Source organism: Streptomyces sp. NPDC006332 (assembly GCF_040612855.1).
In the GTDB taxonomy this organism is placed as follows: domain Bacteria; phylum Actinomycetota; class Actinomycetes; order Streptomycetales; family Streptomycetaceae; genus Streptomyces.
The window spans coordinates 53,408-71,378 of the sequence record NZ_JBEXRA010000040.1 but is presented as its reverse complement, the minus strand read 5'-3'; the positions used below and the strand labels follow the sequence as shown (position 1 = coordinate 71,378).

General features: G+C 69.3%; 16 protein-coding genes. 9 read left to right on the top strand and 7 right to left on the bottom strand.

Translation table 11 applies throughout. The features are described 5' to 3' along the window. Positions 1-661 precede the first annotated feature (661 nt). Positions 662-1,930: an MFS transporter gene (locus tag ABZ027_RS30030; RefSeq protein WP_356773725.1), complete on the top strand. Its 1,269-nt coding sequence runs from the start codon at positions 662-664 to the stop codon at positions 1,928-1,930. 92 nt (positions 1,931-2,022) lie between these two features. Here ABZ027_RS30030 and ABZ027_RS30025 read toward each other — a convergent pair whose 3' ends face one another. After that, positions 2,023-2,802, bottom strand: a complete 780-nt coding sequence (locus ABZ027_RS30025) for a fumarylacetoacetate hydrolase family protein (RefSeq protein ID WP_356773724.1) — start codon at positions 2,800-2,802, stop codon at positions 2,023-2,025. A 185-nt stretch (positions 2,803-2,987) separates the two neighbouring features. Between ABZ027_RS30025 and ABZ027_RS30020 the strand changes: the two genes are divergently transcribed. Then, the gene (locus ABZ027_RS30020) at positions 2,988-4,019 is read left to right on the top strand and encodes a LacI family DNA-binding transcriptional regulator (protein WP_356773723.1); all 1,032 of its coding nucleotides are present in this window, start codon (positions 2,988-2,990) and stop codon (positions 4,017-4,019) included. Positions 4,020-4,119: 100 nt separating this feature from the next. Here ABZ027_RS30020 and ABZ027_RS30015 read toward each other — a convergent pair whose 3' ends face one another. Continuing rightward, on the bottom strand, positions 4,120-4,713 hold the full coding sequence (locus tag ABZ027_RS30015) for an NAD(P)H-dependent oxidoreductase (protein WP_356773722.1): 594 nt from the start codon (positions 4,711-4,713) through the stop codon (positions 4,120-4,122). Between the two features lie 481 nt (positions 4,714-5,194). Between ABZ027_RS30015 and eno the strand changes: the two genes are divergently transcribed. The 6 genes from eno to ABZ027_RS29985 all read left to right on the top strand — a co-directional run bounded on the left by eno (position 5,195) and on the right by ABZ027_RS29985 (position 11,391). Then, positions 5,195-6,505 carry a phosphopyruvate hydratase gene (gene eno, locus ABZ027_RS30010; protein ID WP_356773721.1) on the top strand — a complete coding sequence of 437 codons (1,311 nt, stop codon included), beginning with the start codon at positions 5,195-5,197 and terminating at the stop codon, positions 6,503-6,505. A 99-nt stretch (positions 6,506-6,604) separates the two neighbouring features. Next, entirely contained in the window at positions 6,605-7,609 is a 1,005-nt protein-coding gene (locus ABZ027_RS30005; protein WP_356773720.1) for a VOC family protein, read from the top strand. Positions 7,610-7,633: 24 nt separating this feature from the next. Continuing rightward, positions 7,634-8,185 (top strand): carboxymuconolactone decarboxylase family protein, encoded by a 552-nt coding sequence (locus tag ABZ027_RS30000; RefSeq protein WP_356773719.1) that lies wholly within the window; start codon positions 7,634-7,636, stop codon positions 8,183-8,185. 57 nt (positions 8,186-8,242) lie between these two features. Then, on the top strand, positions 8,243-9,349 hold the full coding sequence (locus ABZ027_RS29995) for an alcohol dehydrogenase catalytic domain-containing protein (protein WP_356773718.1): 1,107 nt from the start codon (positions 8,243-8,245) through the stop codon (positions 9,347-9,349). A gap of 44 nt (positions 9,350-9,393) precedes the next feature. Then, entirely contained in the window at positions 9,394-10,302 is a 909-nt protein-coding gene (locus tag ABZ027_RS29990) for a LysR substrate-binding domain-containing protein (protein WP_356773717.1), read from the top strand. A gap of 222 nt (positions 10,303-10,524) precedes the next feature. Further along, on the top strand, positions 10,525-11,391 hold the full coding sequence (locus ABZ027_RS29985; RefSeq protein WP_356773716.1) for a 3-hydroxybutyryl-CoA dehydrogenase: 867 nt from the start codon (positions 10,525-10,527) through the stop codon (positions 11,389-11,391). A 125-nt stretch (positions 11,392-11,516) separates the two neighbouring features. Here the strand turns inward: ABZ027_RS29985 and ABZ027_RS29980 are convergent, their stop codons facing one another. The 5 genes from ABZ027_RS29980 to ABZ027_RS29960 form a co-directional block, all read right to left on the bottom strand. Continuing rightward, positions 11,517-12,695: an acyl-CoA dehydrogenase family protein gene (locus ABZ027_RS29980; RefSeq protein ID WP_356773715.1), complete on the bottom strand. Its 1,179-nt coding sequence runs from the start codon at positions 12,693-12,695 to the stop codon at positions 11,517-11,519. Positions 12,696-12,817: 122 nt separating this feature from the next. Next, positions 12,818-14,038 (bottom strand): CoA transferase, encoded by a 1,221-nt coding sequence (locus tag ABZ027_RS29975; RefSeq protein WP_356773714.1) that lies wholly within the window; start codon positions 14,036-14,038, stop codon positions 12,818-12,820. 59 nt (positions 14,039-14,097) lie between these two features. Further along, entirely contained in the window at positions 14,098-14,529 is a 432-nt protein-coding gene (locus ABZ027_RS29970; protein WP_356773713.1) for a hypothetical protein, read from the bottom strand. A gap of 226 nt (positions 14,530-14,755) precedes the next feature. Beyond that, positions 14,756-15,868, bottom strand: a complete 1,113-nt coding sequence (locus ABZ027_RS29965) for a HAMP domain-containing sensor histidine kinase (protein WP_356773712.1) — start codon at positions 15,866-15,868, stop codon at positions 14,756-14,758. Positions 15,869-15,878: 10 nt separating this feature from the next. Beyond that, positions 15,879-16,574, bottom strand: a complete 696-nt coding sequence (locus tag ABZ027_RS29960) for a response regulator transcription factor (protein ID WP_356773711.1) — start codon at positions 16,572-16,574, stop codon at positions 15,879-15,881. 119 nt (positions 16,575-16,693) lie between these two features. On the opposite strand from ABZ027_RS29960, the gene ABZ027_RS29955 reads away from it, so the two are divergent. Next, positions 16,694-17,770, top strand: a complete 1,077-nt coding sequence (locus ABZ027_RS29955) for an endonuclease/exonuclease/phosphatase family protein (RefSeq protein WP_356773710.1) — start codon at positions 16,694-16,696, stop codon at positions 17,768-17,770. Positions 17,771-17,971 lie beyond the last annotated feature (201 nt).

Genomic DNA, 17,971 nt, shown 5'->3' with positions numbered 1-17,971 from the left:
AATCGGCCCCCGGAACGGCGGCCGTCGGCTTGTGCGTCAGGGCCGTCGGCCGCTCGGGCGGAGGGGAGGGGGTCGCTGGGCTCGGGTCGGGTGTGGCGGGCGCTGGCCGACTTGTGGTCGGTGCGGACGCCTCCGTAGGCCCCTGGAACGGATCACGAGTTACCGGGGCACGTCGAATCACTTTGTCACAGCCACGTGATGCTAACGATAGCACTGAGAGTCTCCGACACGTCAAGAGCGCGACCAGCAGCCGGTCGCCGGCCCGCCCGCGGCGGGGCCCGTTCGCAGCCGAGGAACCCGCTCACCACGGAAAATCGAGAAACGCGGAAGAAATCCGGTGTTGCCACCTTGACGCGCCGGAGATTTCCCCTTCATGGTTCTGCCAGCGCCGACCGTGTGACCTACAAGTGTCCACACGGGGTCCGGCTGTCGAAGACGCCATAGCCACGGATGTCCCGACGGGCGATATACGGCTGCATTCCGCATGCGGTGTCCGACCGCGCGGCAGCACGTCGCCCCATTCCATCAGTCGACAACGACGCAGAGCCGTCGCCGTCTCGACGAGTCCGTGTTCAGCTCACCACTTTTCGCCATCGCGTACGGCCCCGTACGCGATGGATCCCCCGCGGCCCGCCGTGGCCATTCCCTTTCAGGAGCCGCTATGACTCAAGCAGCGCACGTCGACACCAGTGTGGCCCCCACCGACGAACCGCGGGAAAGCAGCCGCGCCCCCATTTCCCGCACCATGATCGGGCTGGGCTTCCTGCTGGTGGTCCTCTCCTACATGGTCAACGCGATGGACCGGCAGGTCTTCCCGCCCCTGCTCCCGAACATCCGGGCGGACTACGGGTTCTCCCTGGAGCAGGGCGGGCTGCTGGCGACGAACTTCACCCTCGGCATGGCCCTGGCCGGCCTGCCCGCGGGCTATCTCCTGGACCGCTTCCGCCGCAAGACCGTGCTCCTGGTCAGCATCGTGATCTACTCCCTCGGCACCATGGCCACGCCCCTGGCCACCGGTTTCGCCGACATGACCCTGTACCGGGTCGTCTCCGGCTTCGGCGAGGGGATGCAGTCCGCCGCCATCTTCGCGGCGATCGGCGCCTTCTTCGCCCACCGGCGCGGTCTCGCCTTCGGTGTCATCGGCATGGGCTACTCGATCGGCGTGTTCATCGCCCCGCTCATCGGCGTCCGGCTCATGAGCATGCACGGCACCTGGCACTCGCCCTTCTACCTGTTCGGCGCGGCCGGGCTGCTGATCGCCACCGCCTCCCTGTTCCTCGTGAAGACCGGTCTGACCGAGCACTCCGCCGAGAAGGTCGTCTCGACCCGGACCTACGAGTACATGCCGGCCTCCGCCTACAACCGCAACACCATCGCCCTGGCCGTCCACTCGGTCGTCAGCGGTGTGGCCATCTACGGGTTCCTCGGCCTCTACCCGACGTACCTCATCACCTCGCTGCACTACACCTCCGAGCAGGCCGCGCTGGCCATGAGCCTCCTCGGTTTCGGCGGCATGTCGGCCGTTCTCGGCGGCTGGCTCGGCGACCGCGTGAACCAGCGCAACCTGCTGATCGGGAGCATGGTCGCCGTCGCCGCCATCAGCGTGTGCATCTACGAGACGCGTGCCGGAGTCGGCGAGCAGTGCGTGTTCGCGTTCCTCATGGGCGCCTTCGGTCTGGGCTTCATCTATCCCAACACCAACAGCGCGATGCAGCGGTCCGTCCGTCCCGGACAGATCGGACGCGCCTCCGGCCTCTTCGTCACCAGCTACTACGGAACGGCGGCGTTCTCCGGCCTGCTCTTCGCCGCCCTGGTGGACTCCTTCGGCTGGAGCCGGGCAGGGCTGCTGCAGGTCACGGTTCTGCCGCTGGTGGGCGCCGTGGCGCTGGCCTTCGTCCGTCCCTCGCGCTTCAACAACGCGGTTCGCTAGAGCTGTTCGGTCCAGACCGACACCATTGGGGCCTGTCCACCGCCGAGCGGTGGACAGGCCCCAATGCGAGCACAAACAGCGAACACCCGAGGTCAGAAGCTCTCCGCCACGACCGGATTGCGCAGGACGCCGATGCCCTCGATCTCCACCTCGATCTCGTCCCCGGGGCGGATCGGCCCGACGCCGGACGGCGTGCCGGTCATGATGGCGTCCCCGGGCAGCAGTGTCAGGTAGCGGCTCAGGTAACTGACGAGGTCGGGGACGGTGAGCAGCAGGTCGGAGGTGCTCGCCGATTGCGCGACGGCGCCGTTCACACGGGTCGTCAACGCCAGTGCCGATGGGTCGAGTTCGGTCGCGATGACCGGCCCGAGGGGAGCGAACGTGTCCTGCCCCTTGCCGATCAGCAGCGTTCCGAACGCGCTTTCCCTGCGCTGGATGACGCGATCACTGACGTCATTGCCACAGGTATAGCCGAGGATGTACTCAAAGGCTTCGGAGGGCTTCACATGGCGAGCTTCCTTTCCGATGACGACGACCAACTCGCCTTCGAAATGGATCAGTTCGCCATAGGCCGGATAGACGATGGCGTCATCCGGTCCGATCACCGCGGTGCTCGGTTTCATGAAGCACACGGGAACGTCCGGAACCTCGCGATCGGTCTCATCGATGTGCGAGGCGTAGTTGTAGGCGAACCCGAAGATCCGAGGCCGCTCCAGCGGCGCGAGAATCACCACGTCGCCGACTTCGTCGACGTGTCCCGTAGGGGACAGTGCGGTGAAGGGATCACCCTCGAATCTGGCGATCCTGGCATCACCGGTTTCCAGTTCTCCGTAATGACGCACGCCGCCCACGGCATACCTGACGATCCGCACGGAAACCTCCGCACCTAGGCAGCCGCGAGCGGCTGCACGGCCCAACCAGTAATGCTAACGTTAGCACAGCGATAAGGGCCAACCCGGCACATTCATCCCTCTGGCCACGGAGCGCGACCGGAATGCTATCGTTGGCACACGGAACGTGACGATGCCCGGACCAGTCAGCTCAAGGGGGCCCTTACGTGATCACGACCAGGGACATCGCCGAACGCCTCGGGATCTCCGTCTCGACGGTCGGCCGGGCGCTCTCCGACGATCCCCGCATCAGCGAGGAGACCAAGTTCCGGGTCCGCCAGGCCGCCTCCGAGATGGGATACGTCGGCAACCGGGCGGCACGGATGATGCGCGGCGCCTCCAGCAACGTGGTGGCACTGGTGATCCCGGACATCCGCAACAGCTTCTACTCGACCATCGCGCACGAGCTGTCCAAGAACATGGAGGCCGAGGGCTTCCAGCTGATGCTGTCTGAGACCGACGACGACCGGACGGTGGAGCTGCGCCATCTGCGCGAGCTGTCCGCCAACCGCGTGGCCGGCGTCATCATCGTCCCCACCGCGCGCCCGCACGCCGACTCCGTCAAGCTCCTGCGCGGCCTGCCGCACCTTCAGCTGCTGCGCCGCCACCCGTCGCTCGGTTCCCAGTGGTTCGGTGTGGACGACCACGAGGCGCTGCGCCTGGCCACGGCCCACCTGGTGGCACTGGGCCACACCCGCATCGGCTACCTGGGCGGACCCGAGGAACTGCCCACGGGCGCGGAGCGCCTGCGCGGCTTCCGCAGCGCCCTGAGCGAAGGCGGCCTGCCGGACGACGCCGGGCGTGCCGAGCTGGGTCCGCCGGCGTCCGTGGACCACGGCCGGCAGGCGGTGCGCCGCCTCCTGAAGGGGCCCGGCGCTCCCACGGCGCTCGTGCTGGGGTCGGTGCAGCTCACCATCGGGGTCCTGGAGGAACTGTCCGAGCAGGGTGTCAAGGTGCCCGGGGACCTGTCCGTGGTCGGGTTCGGGGACGAGCCGGGGTTCTCCTGGTGGGGTCCCGGACTGACCACGATCGGGTTGCCGATCCAGGAGATGGCCACCGGCTGCGCGCTCTGGCTGATGCGCCGGCTGAAGACCAAGCCGGGCAACGACGGTCCGTACACGTCGGTCTCCCCCGGATCGCTGGTGCTGCGCGGCAGCACCGCGGCCCCTGACGGAAAGGCTCCGTCCAGGCCCGCGTGAGCCGAACCGAGTCAGCGGCGAGCCAAGGCCGCCTCACCCACACCTCAAGGCGCCCGGAGCTATGAGCTCCGGGCGCCGTCGCGTACGGGGTACGGGCTGGTCAGTACTCTCCGCCGCGCAGCCGCCGCATGACGCGGGCGGTGCGCGCGAGTTCGTCGAGCACCTGCTCGGCGGCCGCCTCGTGAATCTTGCCGGGACGGAAGTCGCCGTCCTCGACGAGTTCGTTGACGAACGGGATGCTCACGGTCGGCCCGATCGGCAGCATCCTGAGGTTCGCCACCACCTGCTTGCCCATCTGCACCGCCCGGGTGCCCGCCGAGACGCCGCCGTAGCTGACGAACCCGGCCGGCTTGTGCTGCCACTCCACGACGAGGTAGTCCCAGGCGTTCTTCAGCGGGGCAGGGAAGCCGCCGTTGTATTCCGGCGTGACGAAGACGAACGCGTCCGACGCGTCGACGATCCGGCTCCATTCGTGCGTGTGGCTCTTCGTGTACTGCCGCAGAGCGGGCGGATGCGGCTCGTCGAGGAAGGGGAGCGCGAGTTCGTACAGGTCGACGGTGTGCGACTCGAACTGGTCGTGCTCCGCGGCCCGGAGCGCGAACCAGTCGGCGACGGATCTGCCCACACGTCCGGGGCGTGTGCTGGCCACAACGGTGGTGACGGTCATGGGCGCCGCGGAGGGCTGGGATGTCATGTCGGACTCGCTTTCCTGTCGGCCGGGGTCCGGCCCGGCGGACCCACGCCGCCTGTGCTGTCCGTCGGTCCAGGAGAGCGCGGGCCCGCCGGAGTCTTGGCGAAGCATCGATCGAGTAGTGCGAACGATAGCACCGCCTCCTGAGTGACCCAAGGTGGCGCAAACGATCGAGATCGCGCGAGACCGGCACACCGCCTGACCCTTGACAGAGTCGCCGTCGCTTTGCACGATTGCGCTATCGTTAGCACAACGCACGACAAGAGCCGCAGTGCACGAGCAACCCTCGACTTCTCCTTCTCGCTCGCGCGCGGCGCCGCACCGATTCAGGTGCGGCCCCACGGAGCCCGCCCGCGCCCGTTCGTCAGCGTGGACTTCCTCCGTACGTCTCCCGCCGCCTCCGGCTGCGGGGATGCCCTCCGACGACGGGCACGGACACCGCTCCTCACCCCCAGTCGTCCGAACTTCGAAAGGTCGCACCGCCATGACAGACGCGCGGATCGCCAAGCTCCATGGCCGCAGGGTGTGGGACTCACGCGGTCGACCGACCGTCGAGGTCGAGGTCCGGCTCGCGGACGGTGCGACCGGGCGGGCCATCGCACCGGCGGGGGCGTCGACGGGCCAGGGCGAGGCACTCGACCTGCGCGACGGCGGCAGCCGCTTCGGCGGGCTCGACGTCCAGCGTGCGGTGGGCTCGGTGAACCACGAGATCGCCCCCGCCCTGCTGGGCCGCGACGCCGCCGACCAGGAAACCGTCGACCGGCTGCTGGTGGATCTCGACGGCACCCCGGACCGCGGCCGTCTCGGCGGCAACGCGATCGTGGCCACGTCCATGGCGGTGCTGCACGCCGCCGCCGCGTCGGCGGGCGTGCCCCTGTGGCGGCATCTGGCGGGCGGACGGCCGGTCCGGGTCCCGCTGCCGGAGATCCAGATCTTCGGCGGCGGCGCCCACGCGGACCGTCGTGTCGACGTCCAGGACTTCATGGTGGTCTGCCCCGCGGCGCGGAGCTTCGCGGAGGCCCTGGACTGGACGGCGGAGATCTACCGGGCCGCCGGCACTCTGATGCGGAAGGCCGGCAAGGCGCAGGGGGTCGCCGACGAAGGCGGTTTCTGGCCCGCGTTCGACTCGAACGAGGAGGCGCTGGAGACCCTGACCCGGGCGATCGAGACCGCGGGCTTCGCGACCTCGTCCCAGGTCGGCATCTCCCTGGACGTGGCGGCCTCGCAGTTCGGCCGCGGCGGGCGGTACACGCTGGCCCTGGACGACCGCACACTGGACACCGCCGCCCTGATCGACATGCTGGGTGACTGGATCGAGCAGTACCCGATCCTGTCCGTCGAGGACCCGGTGGGCGAGGACGACCACGAGGGCATGACGGAGTTCACCCGGCGCTACGGCCACCGCTGCCAGGTGATCGGCGACGACTACCTGGTCACGAACGCCAAGCGGGTCGAGGCCGCGGCGACCGGCCAAGCGGCGAACGCCGTCCTGATCAAGCCGAACCAGGCCGGTACGGTCACCGAGGCCTTCCAGGCCCTGCGCGCCGGAAAGGAAGCCGGCTTCGGCACGATCGTCTCCGCGCGTTCCGGGGAGACCGAGGACATCACCATCGCCCATCTCAGCGTCGGCTGGGACGCGGGCCAACTGAAAGTGGGCTCTTTCACGCGCTCCGAGCGAATGGCGAAGTGGAACGAGGTTCTGCGCATCGAGGAGTCTCTCGGTGAGTCCGCGGAATTCAGCGGATGGTCCGCATTCACATTCTCCGGTTCCGGGCCCTCCGCGACCCAGCCGTAAAAAGGCCGCGAGATACTGAGCATCCAGCTGTGTATCCAGCTTTGTATCCACGTGTCACAGTCATCGAATTCCAGAGCCGATCCGAGCCCGGAGACCAGCATGCTGCCACCCGTCAATCTGCGCCCGAGTTTCAACATCACCCGCTCCAGTCACGTTCGTCTCACGGTCGCGGATCTGGCCGAGAGCAGGAACTTCTACGTGAACGTGCTGGGTCTGGTCGTCAGTGACGAGGACGAGCGCACCTGCCACCTCCGCGGCCTCGCCGAAGCCTGCCACCACAGCCTCGTCCTGGAGCTGGACGAGGAGGGCGCGGGCAGGTGCCGGAGGATCGGCTTCCGCGTCTTCTTCGACGAGGACCTCGACCTCGCGTACGCCTGGTTCCGTGAGCGCGGCCTGCCCGCCGAGTGGGTCGACGTGCCGTACCAGGGCCGCACCCTGCACGTCAGCGACCCGATCGGCACACCCCTCGAACTGTGCGCGCACATGGAGACCCGGCCCCGGCTGCACATCAATTTCGAGCTCTACAAGGGTGCCCACGCGCAGCGGCTGGACCACTACCAGATCTTCGCGCCGGACACGTACGAGCTGTGCGCGTTCTACAGCGAGCTGGGCTTTCGCAACTCGGAGTACCTGGAGCACGGCGACAAGCTGCTGGGCGCGTTCATGTACCGCAAGGGCACCTGCCTGGACCTGGCGATCATCGAGAACACCGGGCCGGCCCTGCACCACTTCGCCTACACGGTCTCCGAGAGCCACGACATCTTCACCGCCTGCGACTGGGCGGGCATCCAGGGCTACGGCGACGGCGTGGAGCGGGGTCCCGGACGTCACGGTCCGGGCGGGATGCTCTTCGCCTACCTCCGTGACCCCGACGGGCACCGGGTGGAGGTCTTCAACAGCCACTACCAGACCATCGACACCGAGATCGAGCCGGTGCGCTGGGACGCGGGATCGCTGAGCACCAACGCCCGCTGGGGCCTGCCGGCCCTGGAGAAGTGGTACTTCGAGGCCTCGGCCTTCGTCGACGTGCCGCAGATCCCGCCCGCCGAGCCGCCGAAGCCGATGTCGCTGGAGCGGTTCCTGCTCGAACAGTCCGCGCACTGACCTTCCGTACCTCCAGGAGTGACCATGGCACGAGTGCCCTACCTGCGCCGCGAGGACGCGGACGCGTCGCACAAGCCCCTGTACGACCGGCTGGAAGCCGAACGCAAGGTGCCGACGGCGAACATCTTTCTCGCCCTGGCGGGCGCGCCGACCCAGCTGGACGGCTTCCTGACCTACGCCAACTCGCTGCGGGCCGCGGACCTCAGCCCCAAGCTGCGGGAACTGGCGATTCTGACCGTGGGGTACGCGACCCGGTCGGCGTACGAGGTCGCGCACCACCAGTCGCACGGCCTCAAGGCCGGGCTCACCGAGGAGCAGCTCGCGGCGGTCGCCGACTTCGAGTCGTCCGACCTGTTCGACGGGACGGAGAAGGCGGTGATGCGCCTCGCCAAGGAGTCCACGCTGCTGGTGGACGTGTCGGAGAAGACCTGGCGAGCCGCCGCCGACCACCTGACGGACAAACAGATGGTCGAACTCTCGTTGTCCATCGCCTGGTACAACTCCGGCGTTCGCATCATGGGGCTGCTGGACATCGACCTCGAAGACAATTACCCGAACCCTTTCCCCCATTCATAGGGAATTTCAACAACTCCGCCCGGCCGCTGGGACGGAGCAGTTCCAAGGAGTATTTCAATGGCGAAAATGCTCGCTGCTCGACTGCACGCGCTCGGTGAGCCGATGTCGGTGGACACGATCGAGGTGCCCACCCCGCGGCCGACCGACGTGCTGGTGCGGGTCAAGGCGTGCGGGATCGTGCCGAACATGGCCAACGTGATCAACAACTGGCCCACCTGGTTCCCGCACCAGCCGTTGCCGAAGTTCCCCGCCATCTTCGGCCTGGACGCCGCCGGCGTGGTCGAGCAGGTCGGCGAGGCGGTGCTGCACACCAAGCCGGGCGACCGGGTGTACGTCAATCCCCTGCGTTCCTGCGGCAGTTGTCAGGTGTGCCGGGGCGGTGAACTGAGCCGGTGCCGCTACTTCACCCTGAACGGCTACTTCAGCACCTCCCGTGACGGGCAGAAGATCTTCGACCTCTACCCCTACGGCGGATTCGCGGAGTTCATGACGGCTCCGCAGTACTCGATCGTCCACCTCCCGGACACCATGACGTTCGAACAGGCCGGCAAGCTGGGGTACATCGGCACGTCCTACGGCGCTCTCAGGAACGCGGGTGCCGGCCCCGGCCAGGTCGCGCTCGTCGACGGGGTCACCGGAACCCTCGGTGTCGCGTCGACCGTGCTCGCGCTCGCCTCGGGCGCCTCCCGGGTCCTCGGGACCGGCCGCAGCGAGGAACTCCTCAAGCGCGTCAAGGAACTTGACCCGGACCGGGTCGAGGTCTTCCGGCTGGGCGAGGGCTCCACCGGTGAGTGGGCGAAGTCCCGCACCGGTGGCGAGGGCGCGGACTACGTGATCAGCGCCCTCGGTGCCAAGGCTCCGGTGGAGACCATGCTCGACTCCATGCAGGGCGTCCGGCGGGGCGGCAAGGTGGTCAACGTCGGCGGTGTGGCCGACCGGCTGCCGGTGGACGTGAAGTGGCTGATGGACGAGCAGGTCCAGCTCATCGGCTCCAACTGGTTCAGCACGGCCCAGGGGCAGGAGCTCGCCGACATGGTGGCCACAGGCGCCCTGGATCTGTCCTACCTGCAGGCCAAACCGTTCCCGCTGGCCAGGGTCAACGAGGCGATCTCGGGTCTCACGGACCGCGACGGCGGATTCAGCAACTACGTCGTCATCCCCTGAGACCCACGTACACGGCCGGTGCGTCCGGCAGGACGGAGGAGCCGGTGGAACTGCGCTGGCTGGAATCGTTCGTCATCGTCGCGGAGGAACTGCACTTCGCGCGCGCGGCGGATCGGCTGCATCTGGCTCCTTCGGCCCTCAGCGCCCAGGTCAGGGCGCTGGAGTCGCATCTGGGGGTCCGCCTGATCGACCGCGGGCGCCGCACCCGCCCGGCGCTCACCAGCGCCGGGCGGCTGTTCCTCGAAGAGGCACGGCTGACCCTCGCGCAGGCCGCCCGGGCGGAGGCGGTGGGACGGCGTGCCGGTCGCGGGGAGCTGGGGCACGCCGAGATCGCCTACGTGGCCTCCGCCGCCTTCTCCGGCGTACTGACCGACGTCCTCACCCGATGCACGGCCCTCGACACCCATCTCACCGTGCAGGTACGCGAGTTGGAGACACCGGCCCAGTTGGAGGCCCTGTCCTGCGGGGACATCGACGTCGGCTTCCTGCGCTGGCGGCCGGAGTACCCGGACGGGGTCACGGCCACCTCTCTGCTGACCGAGGACGTCGTCCTGGCGCTGCCGGACGGCGCGCCGCTGGCGGCCCACGAGGCGGTGCCCGCGGCGGAACTGCGGCACGAGCAGTTCGTGGCCCCGCACTTCGACGAGGAGTACGGCTGCCGCGACCAGATCCTGGAGGTGGCCGAGCAGGGCGGTTTCAGCCCGCGGTGCGCGCCCCCGGTACGGGACTTCATCGCCGCTCTCACCCTGGTGGGCGGTGGTCTCGCCGTGGCACTGGTACCGGCCTCGCTGCGCCGGGTGCGGGTACCGGGCGTCGCCTACCGCCCACTTGCGGACGTACCGCTGACCACCCGGCTGGTGGGCGCGTACCGCAGGGGCGAGACCTCGCCCGCGGTGCGCGGCGTGATCCGCCGTCTGCGGGAGGCGGCTGCCGCCGCGACCGCCGTCGGCTGATGCCACGGCGTCCCGAGCACGGCCGGCGGGCCCCCGCCGGCCGTGCTCGGCGTTGCCCCCAGCGGCACGTTGGTTACGCCGAAGCCGCGCATGTTTGTGCGCGGAAGACGCACTGTCCCAGCAGGTCAGAGGGGGTGTGCCCGGCCTAGGCTCAACACGCACCACACCCCGTGGGGGGAGGCGACCGACCGCCACGGACCCCAGGGACAGACGGAGGAACCAATGACATCGATCAAGCACGTGGGAGTCGTCGGCGCCGGGCAGATGGGCCGGGGCATCACCGAGGTGTGTGCCCGGGCCGGCCTGCACGTCACGTTGTGCGACGTGACCGAGGACAGGGCCCGTGCGGGGCTGGCCGGCGTCGCCGACTCCCTGCTCAAGGCGGAGCAGCGCGGCGCCATCGGGCCGGAAGACCGCGCACACGCCCTGACCCGGGTGTCGGTCGGCGGCGATCTCTCCCGGCTGGCAGGTGCGGATCTGGTCATCGAGGCCGCCGCCGAGGACGAGCAGGCCAAGACCGCCCTCTTCAGACAACTGGACGAGGTGGTCACCGACCCGGCCGCCATACTGGCCAGCAACACCTCCTCGATCCCCATCGCCCGGCTCGCGGCCTCCACCGGGCGGCCGGAGGCGGTGGTCGGCCTGCACTTCTTCAACCCGGTCCCCGTCATGCCGCTGGTCGAGGTGATCCCCTCGCTGCAGACCTCGAAGGCCACGGAACTGCGCGTGCGTGCCTTCGCCGGTGAACTCCTCGGCAAGAAGACGGTCGTGGCACAGGACCGCGCGGGCTTCGTCGTCAACTCCCTCCTGGTTCCCTACCTGTTGGCAGCCGTGCGGATGGTCGGCTCCGGCACGGCGACGGCCGAGGACATCGACACGGGGATGACGGCGGGCTGCGCCCACCCGATGGGCCCGCTGCGCCTCGCCGACCTGATCGGCCTGGACACCGTGGCGGCGATCGGCGAGGCGCTGTACGAGGAGCACCGGGAACCGTTGTACGCCCCTCCCCCCTTGCTGCGCCGCATGGTCGAGTCGGGTCTGCTGGGCCGCAAGTCGGGACAGGGGTTCTTCAGCTACCGGGCCGCGTAACGGCGCGGGGCGTGGTCAACGGAAAAACAGCGAAACGCGACCCCTGGTGATCAAGGTTCACAGAGCCTTTGATCACACCAGGGGTCGCGTTCCCGCGCGCCGTGCCCTTCCTCGGCTTTCGACCGTCAGCGGAATGCCGGAAGGCCGGTGATGGCCTGGCCGACGACCAGCGTGTGCATCTCGCTGGTGCCTTCGTAGGTGAGGACGGACTCCAGGTTGTTGGCGTGGCGCAGCGGCGAGTACTCCAGGGAGATGCCGCCCGCGCCCAGGATGGTGCGGCACTCCCGCGCGATGGCGATCGCTTCCCGTACGTTGTTGAGCTTGCCGACGCTGATCTGCTCGGGCCGGATGCGGTGCTGGTCCTTGAGCCGCCCGAGGTGCACGGCGAGCAGTGCGGCATTGCCCACCGACACGCTCATGTCGGCGAGCTTCTTCTGGGTGAGTTGGAAGGCGCTGATCGGCTTGTCGAACTGGACCCGGGAGTCGGCGTACTCGATGGCCGCCTGAAGCGAGTCGCGGGCCGCGCCGACCGCGCCGAACAGGATGCCGAAGCGGGCCTCGTTCAGACAGGACAGCGGTCCGCGCAGGCCCTCCGCGAGGGGCAGCCGTGCCGAGTCGGGCAGCCGTACGTTGTCGAAGTACAGCTCCGAGGTGATCGACGCGCGCAGCGACATCTTCTGCTTGATGTCCTGCGTGGTGAAGCCGGGCGTCCCGCGCGGGACGAGGAAGCCGCGGACGCCGTCCTCGGTCTGTGCCCAGACGGTGGCCACGTCGGCGATGCCGCCGTTGGTGATCCACATCTTGGAGCCGTTGAGGACCCAGTCTCCCCCACCGTCACGGACGGCCCGGGTGCGCATCCCGGCGGGGTTGCTGCCGAAGTCGGGCTCGGTCAGGCCGAAGCAGCCGATCGCCTCACCGGCGGCGAGCCGGGGCAGCCACTCCTCCTTCTGCTCCTGAGAGCCCCACTTCCAGATGGAGAACATCGACAGCGAGCCCTGCACCGAGACGAAGCTGCGGAAACCCGAGTCCGCCGCCTCCAGTTCCATGCAGGCGAGACCGTAGCTGACCGCGTTCGTCCCGGCGCAGCCGTACCCTTCGAGGTGCATGCCGAGCACCCCCAACTTGCCGAGTTCCGGGGCGAGTTCGCGGGCGAAGTGCGCGTTCTCGAACCACTCGCCGATGTGCGGGCGCACCCGGTCGGCGAGGAACTTGGCGACGGTCCCCTGGATCTCGCGTTCCTCCTCGGTGAGGGTGGAGGCGAGGTCGAGCAGGTCGAGGGGGTCCTTCATCGGCTTGCGGCTCATCGTGGGCTCCTGATGGTTACGGTGGTGGGTCTGGTTGGTTCGGCTGCGTTGGGCGCAGTCGAGTGACGGGTCCGGTCGGTGCGGCTGCGCAGGGGCGGTCGGGTGACCGGTCTGCCCGGCGCTCAGCCGTGGTCGGAGTCGCGGTGGAGGATCTCCGCGGTGTGCTGGCCCAGGCGCGGCGGTGGCATGCGGTACCGGGCCGGTGTGCCGCTCAGCGCGATGGGGCTCGCGACCTGGCGGGAGGGGTCGCCGACTGCTTCGTTCGCGTTTGCGGCGGGGATGTCGACGATGCCGGGGAGACCGAGTTCGTGGGCGAAGGCGAAGGCCTCGTCGAGGGTGTTGACCGGTCCGGCCGGCACCCCCGCGGCGAGCAGGACAGCCGCCCAGTGGTCCGCGCCGGACGCACCCAGCCGTTCGGTCAGGATGTCCCGTAGGGCGGCGCGGTGGGCGACCCGGTCGGCGTTGGTGCGGAAGCGGTGGTCGGCGGCGAGATCGGGGTCACCGACGGCTTCGGCGAGCGCCGCGAACTGCCGGTCGTTGCCCACCGCGATCGCGATCGGGCGATCGGAGGCCGGGAAGGTCTCGTACGGGGCGATGCTCGGGTGCGCGTTGCCCATGCGGCCCGGGACCACACCGGCGACGGCGAACGCCGACGCCTGGTTGACCATGGCCGACAGCAGCGAGCCGAGCAGGTTCACCTCCACGTGCTGCCCCTCCCCGGTGGCGTCCCGGTGCCGCAGGGCGGCGAGGATGCCGAGGGAGGCGTGCAGACCGGTGATCACGTCGACCAGGGCCACGCCGGCCTTCACCGGCTCCCCCGCCGCGTCCCCGGTCACGCTCATCAGACCGCCGACGGCCTGTACGAGCAGGTCGTACCCGGGGATCGCCGCGCCCGCGCCGCTGCCGAAGCCGCTGATCGAGCAGTAGACCAACCCCGGTTGCCGGGCGCGGAGTTCGCGATGGCCGAGCCCCAGCCGTTCCATCGTGCCGGGACGGAAGTTCTCGACCACCACGTCGGACTCCGCGACCAGGGCGCGGGCCTGTTCGAGACCGGCCTCGGTCGTGAGGTCCAGGACGACGGACCTCTTGTTCCGATTGACGCTCAGGAAATAGGTCGACGTGCCCTCGTGGTCGGCCGGGGGGTTCCAGGCCCGGGTGTCGTCCCCGATGTCCGGCCGCTCGATCTTCACCACGTCCGCGCCGAGGTCGGCGAGGAGCATCGTGGCGTACGGGCCCGCGAGAACCCGGGAGAAGTCGGCGATGCGCAGTCCGTCCAGCGCGCCGGGCCCCACTCCGTCGAGAACGCCGGCCGGTCCGTGCGGTGCGTGGTGCTGGGTGCCCATGCACCCTCCTCTCTGATCGTCCCGCGTGCGCGAGCCGGCCGCGTCGCGGCGGTTTCGCGTCACCACCAACGCTCCGGAGGTGGCGCCGGGTGGGTGAGTTCGACGAGGGGCAGGCCCTGGCCGAGGGGGCCGACGGACCGTACGACGCTCACCCGGGCCCCCACCAAGACCGCGGCCGGTGCCGTATCGGTGATCTGGCAGAGCAGGTTGAAGCCCTCGTCCATCGCGACGAACCACGTGTGGTGCGGGGCGTGGCCGTTCCGGCGCACGACGACCCCCGCGCCCTCGCTGCGCTCCCGGGTGAAAGCCATGGACCCGCAGGCACGGCAGAAGGAACGTCGGTAGGCCGGGGTGCCGCACCAGAGGCACCGCTGGAAGAGGAGTTCGTGGCAGGCATCGGGTACGTTCGGCGAGCCGGGCGCGGCCGTGGTCGCGGTGGCCCCGGGGCCGTCTTCGAACTCGGTGTGTTCACGGGTGTCTGTCTGGAGCATCACGGCCTCCTGCACGCAGTTCGGCAACCGGAAACCGCTGTCTGGGTCCGATGTGGCTCCCTCACCCTGGCCCTGCCGCGGATCGCCGGTCAACGACGTACTGACGCATCTTTGTGCGCCAAATGCGCTCCGTTCGCTGAGGTCAGAGCGGGTTTGTGCGCGTTACTCTCACTACGGCGTCGCGCTCGACGGCCCGCCGCGCAAGGAGACCGGGACGGTCACGAGCTCACCGGTCCGGGTCGGCTCGTCCGTCGGCGTGCGGGACTGTCGCGGGGAGTTCCACGGTGATGCGGATCCCGCCGGCGGAGCGCGGGGTGAGGGTGAGTGTTCCGTCGTGTGCGTGCGTGATGGTCTTGACGATGGCCAGGCCCAGGCCGACGCCCGCGTGCTCGGCGTGTATGCGCTCGGTGCCGCGCTGGAAGGGTTCGGTGAGGGTCGAGGCCCGCTCTGGAGTGAGCTTCTCGCCGGTGTTCTCGACGGTGAGCACCACAGTCCCTGGGCGGACGCCGGTGTTGACCCACACGGTGCCCTGGGCGGGCAGGTTGTGGACGATCGCGTTGTGCACGAGGTTCGTGGTCAGCTGCAGCAGGAGCGCCTGCGATCCGGTCGCGGGAGTGATGTCGCCGGAGGTCTCGATGGTGACGTCGTGGTTTTCCGCGAGGGGAAGGAGCGTCTCGGTGGCCTCCTCCACGAGCAGGGACAGGTCGACAGGTTCTCGGGGGAAGGACCTCTGGTTGGCGTGGCTGAGCAGGAGCAGCGCTTCGGTGAGGTCGATCGCCCGGGTGTTGACGGTGTGGAGGCGGTCGATGACTTCGTCGATGTCACGGTTCGGATCGGTGCGGGCCACGTCGAGAAGCGCCTTCGAGATCGCCAGCGGGGTGCGCAACTCGTGAGAGGCGTTGGCTGCGAATCTCTGCTGTTCGGCGACGTGTGCTTCGAGCCGTACGAGCATCGCGTCGAAGGCGTCGGCGAGTTCGCGGAACTCGTCCTTGCGGCCCGGGAGCCGGATCCGGTGGGAGAGTGATCCGTTCGCGGCCATGCGGGTGGCGTCGGTGATCCGGGTCAGCGGGGCGAGCATCCGGCCGGCCAGGATCCACCCTCCCACGAGGCCGAACACCAGCAGGAACGCCAGTACCGCGGCTGCCCTCGGAGCGAAAACGGTCAGGAGGGCGGACCGGACGGGGAAGACACCACCCGTGGGCTTGTCGTCGGGGTTGATGAGCATCGCGCGGTCGGGGACGTAGCGGAGGAGGAACACCCACACCGCCGCGAGCAGCAGGGCACCGGCCAGCATGAGGAACCCGGCGTAGCTGAGGGTGAGTTTGAGGCGAACGCTCAACCCGGGTGCCCTACCCACGCTCGCCGCCCTCGTGCCCGGCCTCCGGTCGCGTGTCGATGCGGTAGCCGACACCTGGCACGGTGGCGATGATCCAGGGTTCACCGAGCCGTTTGCGCAGTGCCGAGACGGTGATGCGTACGGCGTTGGTGAACGGGTCGGCGTTCTCGTCCCAGGCGCGTTCCAGGAGTTCTTCGGCGCTGACGACACCTCCTTCGGCAGCGACGAGGGCTTCGAGCACCGCGAACTGTTTTCTGGTCAGCGCGACATAGCGGCTGTCCCGGTACACCTCTCTGCGGAACGGGTCCAGCCGCAGACCAGCGATCTCTCGCACGGGGGGCCTGTTGTGGGCGCGTCTGCGGTCGAGTGCTCTGAGCCTGAGCACGAGTTCTCGCAGTTCGAACGGCTTCGTGAGGTAGTCGTCGGCTCCGAGCTCGAACCCGGAGGCCTTGTCGTCGAGCCGGTCGGCGGCGGTGAGCATCAGGATCGGCATGCCGCTGCCCGAGGAGACGATGTGCCGGGCGATCTCGTCACCGGACGGCCCGGGGACGTCGCGGTCGAGGACGGCGATGTCGTAGGCGTTGACGCTCAGCGCTTCCAGAGCGGTGTCACCGTCACCCGCGATGTCGGCCGCGATCGCCTCCAGACGTAGGGCGTCGCGGATGGCCTCCGCGAGATAGGGCTCGTCCTCGACGATCAACACACGCATGCTCCGAGGCTACGAGCCGACACCTGTCGTCGGCGTATCGAAAACCGGATACGGGCCGGCAACACCGCGCCGCCTTGACTGACGGCATGACCCGAACCGGCAGTGAGCGAGGACGGACGATGGCGCAGGTGGACACGGCGGCGACCGGACAGGCCGGCGCCGGCCGTCAGGACACCGGCTCCGGTACCTGGCGCTCGGACATCCACCGTACGATCCTCCTCGGCTTCCAGCCGGGGCCCTGGAAGCGCGGCCCGGTGCTCGCGGCGCTGGCGCTGCTGCTCGGCCTGCTGATGCTGCTGCACGCGAAGGTCCCGAACCGGGCCGGGAACCTGGGCAGCCTGGTGGAGACCTTCCTGCCGTGGTTCGGCCTGTTCATCCCGGTGCTGCTGGCCGGGGCGCTGTGGCGCCGCTCCATCTCCGCGGTGGCCGCGTTGCTGCTGCCGGTCACGGTGTGGCTGAACCTCTTCGGCGGGCTGCTCAGCGACAAGTCCCACCCGGACGGCGACCTCACCGTGGCCAGCCACAACGTCGGCGCCGACAACCCCGACCCGGTCGGCACGGCCCGCGACCTGGCCGCCTCCGGTGCGGACGTGCTGGCACTGGAGGAGGTGGCCCAGCAGGCCAGGGGCACGTACGAGAAGGAGTTGGCGACGGCGTACCCGTACCACACGGTGCAGGGCACGGTCGGGCTGTGGAGCAAGCTGCCGCTGTCGGACACCCGGCCGGTCGACACCGAGATGGACTACGGGCCACTGGCGGACACCAAACCGGCCGACGTCAAGATGGCCTACAACCGGGCGCTGCGCACCACGGTGGCCACGGACCGGGGTCCGCTGGCGGTGTATGTGGCCCACCTGGGGTCCGCACGGGTGACCGCGGCGGGTTTCTGGACGGACTCGCGGGACAGAGGCGCGCGGGCGCTCGGCAAGGCGATCGCGGCCGAGCGGAACGAGCGGGTGGTGCTGCTCGGCGACCTCAACGGCACCATGGACGACCGCGCGTTCGCCGACATCACCTCGCGGCTGCGCTCCGCCCAGGACGCGGCCGGGGACGGCTTCGGCTTCAGCTGGCCGGCGACGTTCCCGGTGGTGCGGATCGACCAGATCCTGGTCCGCGGCGTGAAGCCGGAGAGCTCGTGGTCGCTGCCGGCCACGGGCAGTGACCACCTGCCGGTGGCGGCCGGAATCAGTTGGTGACGACCGCATGACGTCGTCGACCACACGTACTGGATACTCCGTCAGGAGCCGCCCCCGACCACCGGGGCCACGGTCGAGAGGGGGCTGAGTGAGTGTCCTGGTCTGGTCGCTGATCCTCGCGCTGGCGTCGACCGGCATCACCGTGGCCGCCGTGCACACCGTCCGCCGATACCGTGCGTGCCTGCGCCTGCTTGCCGGGGC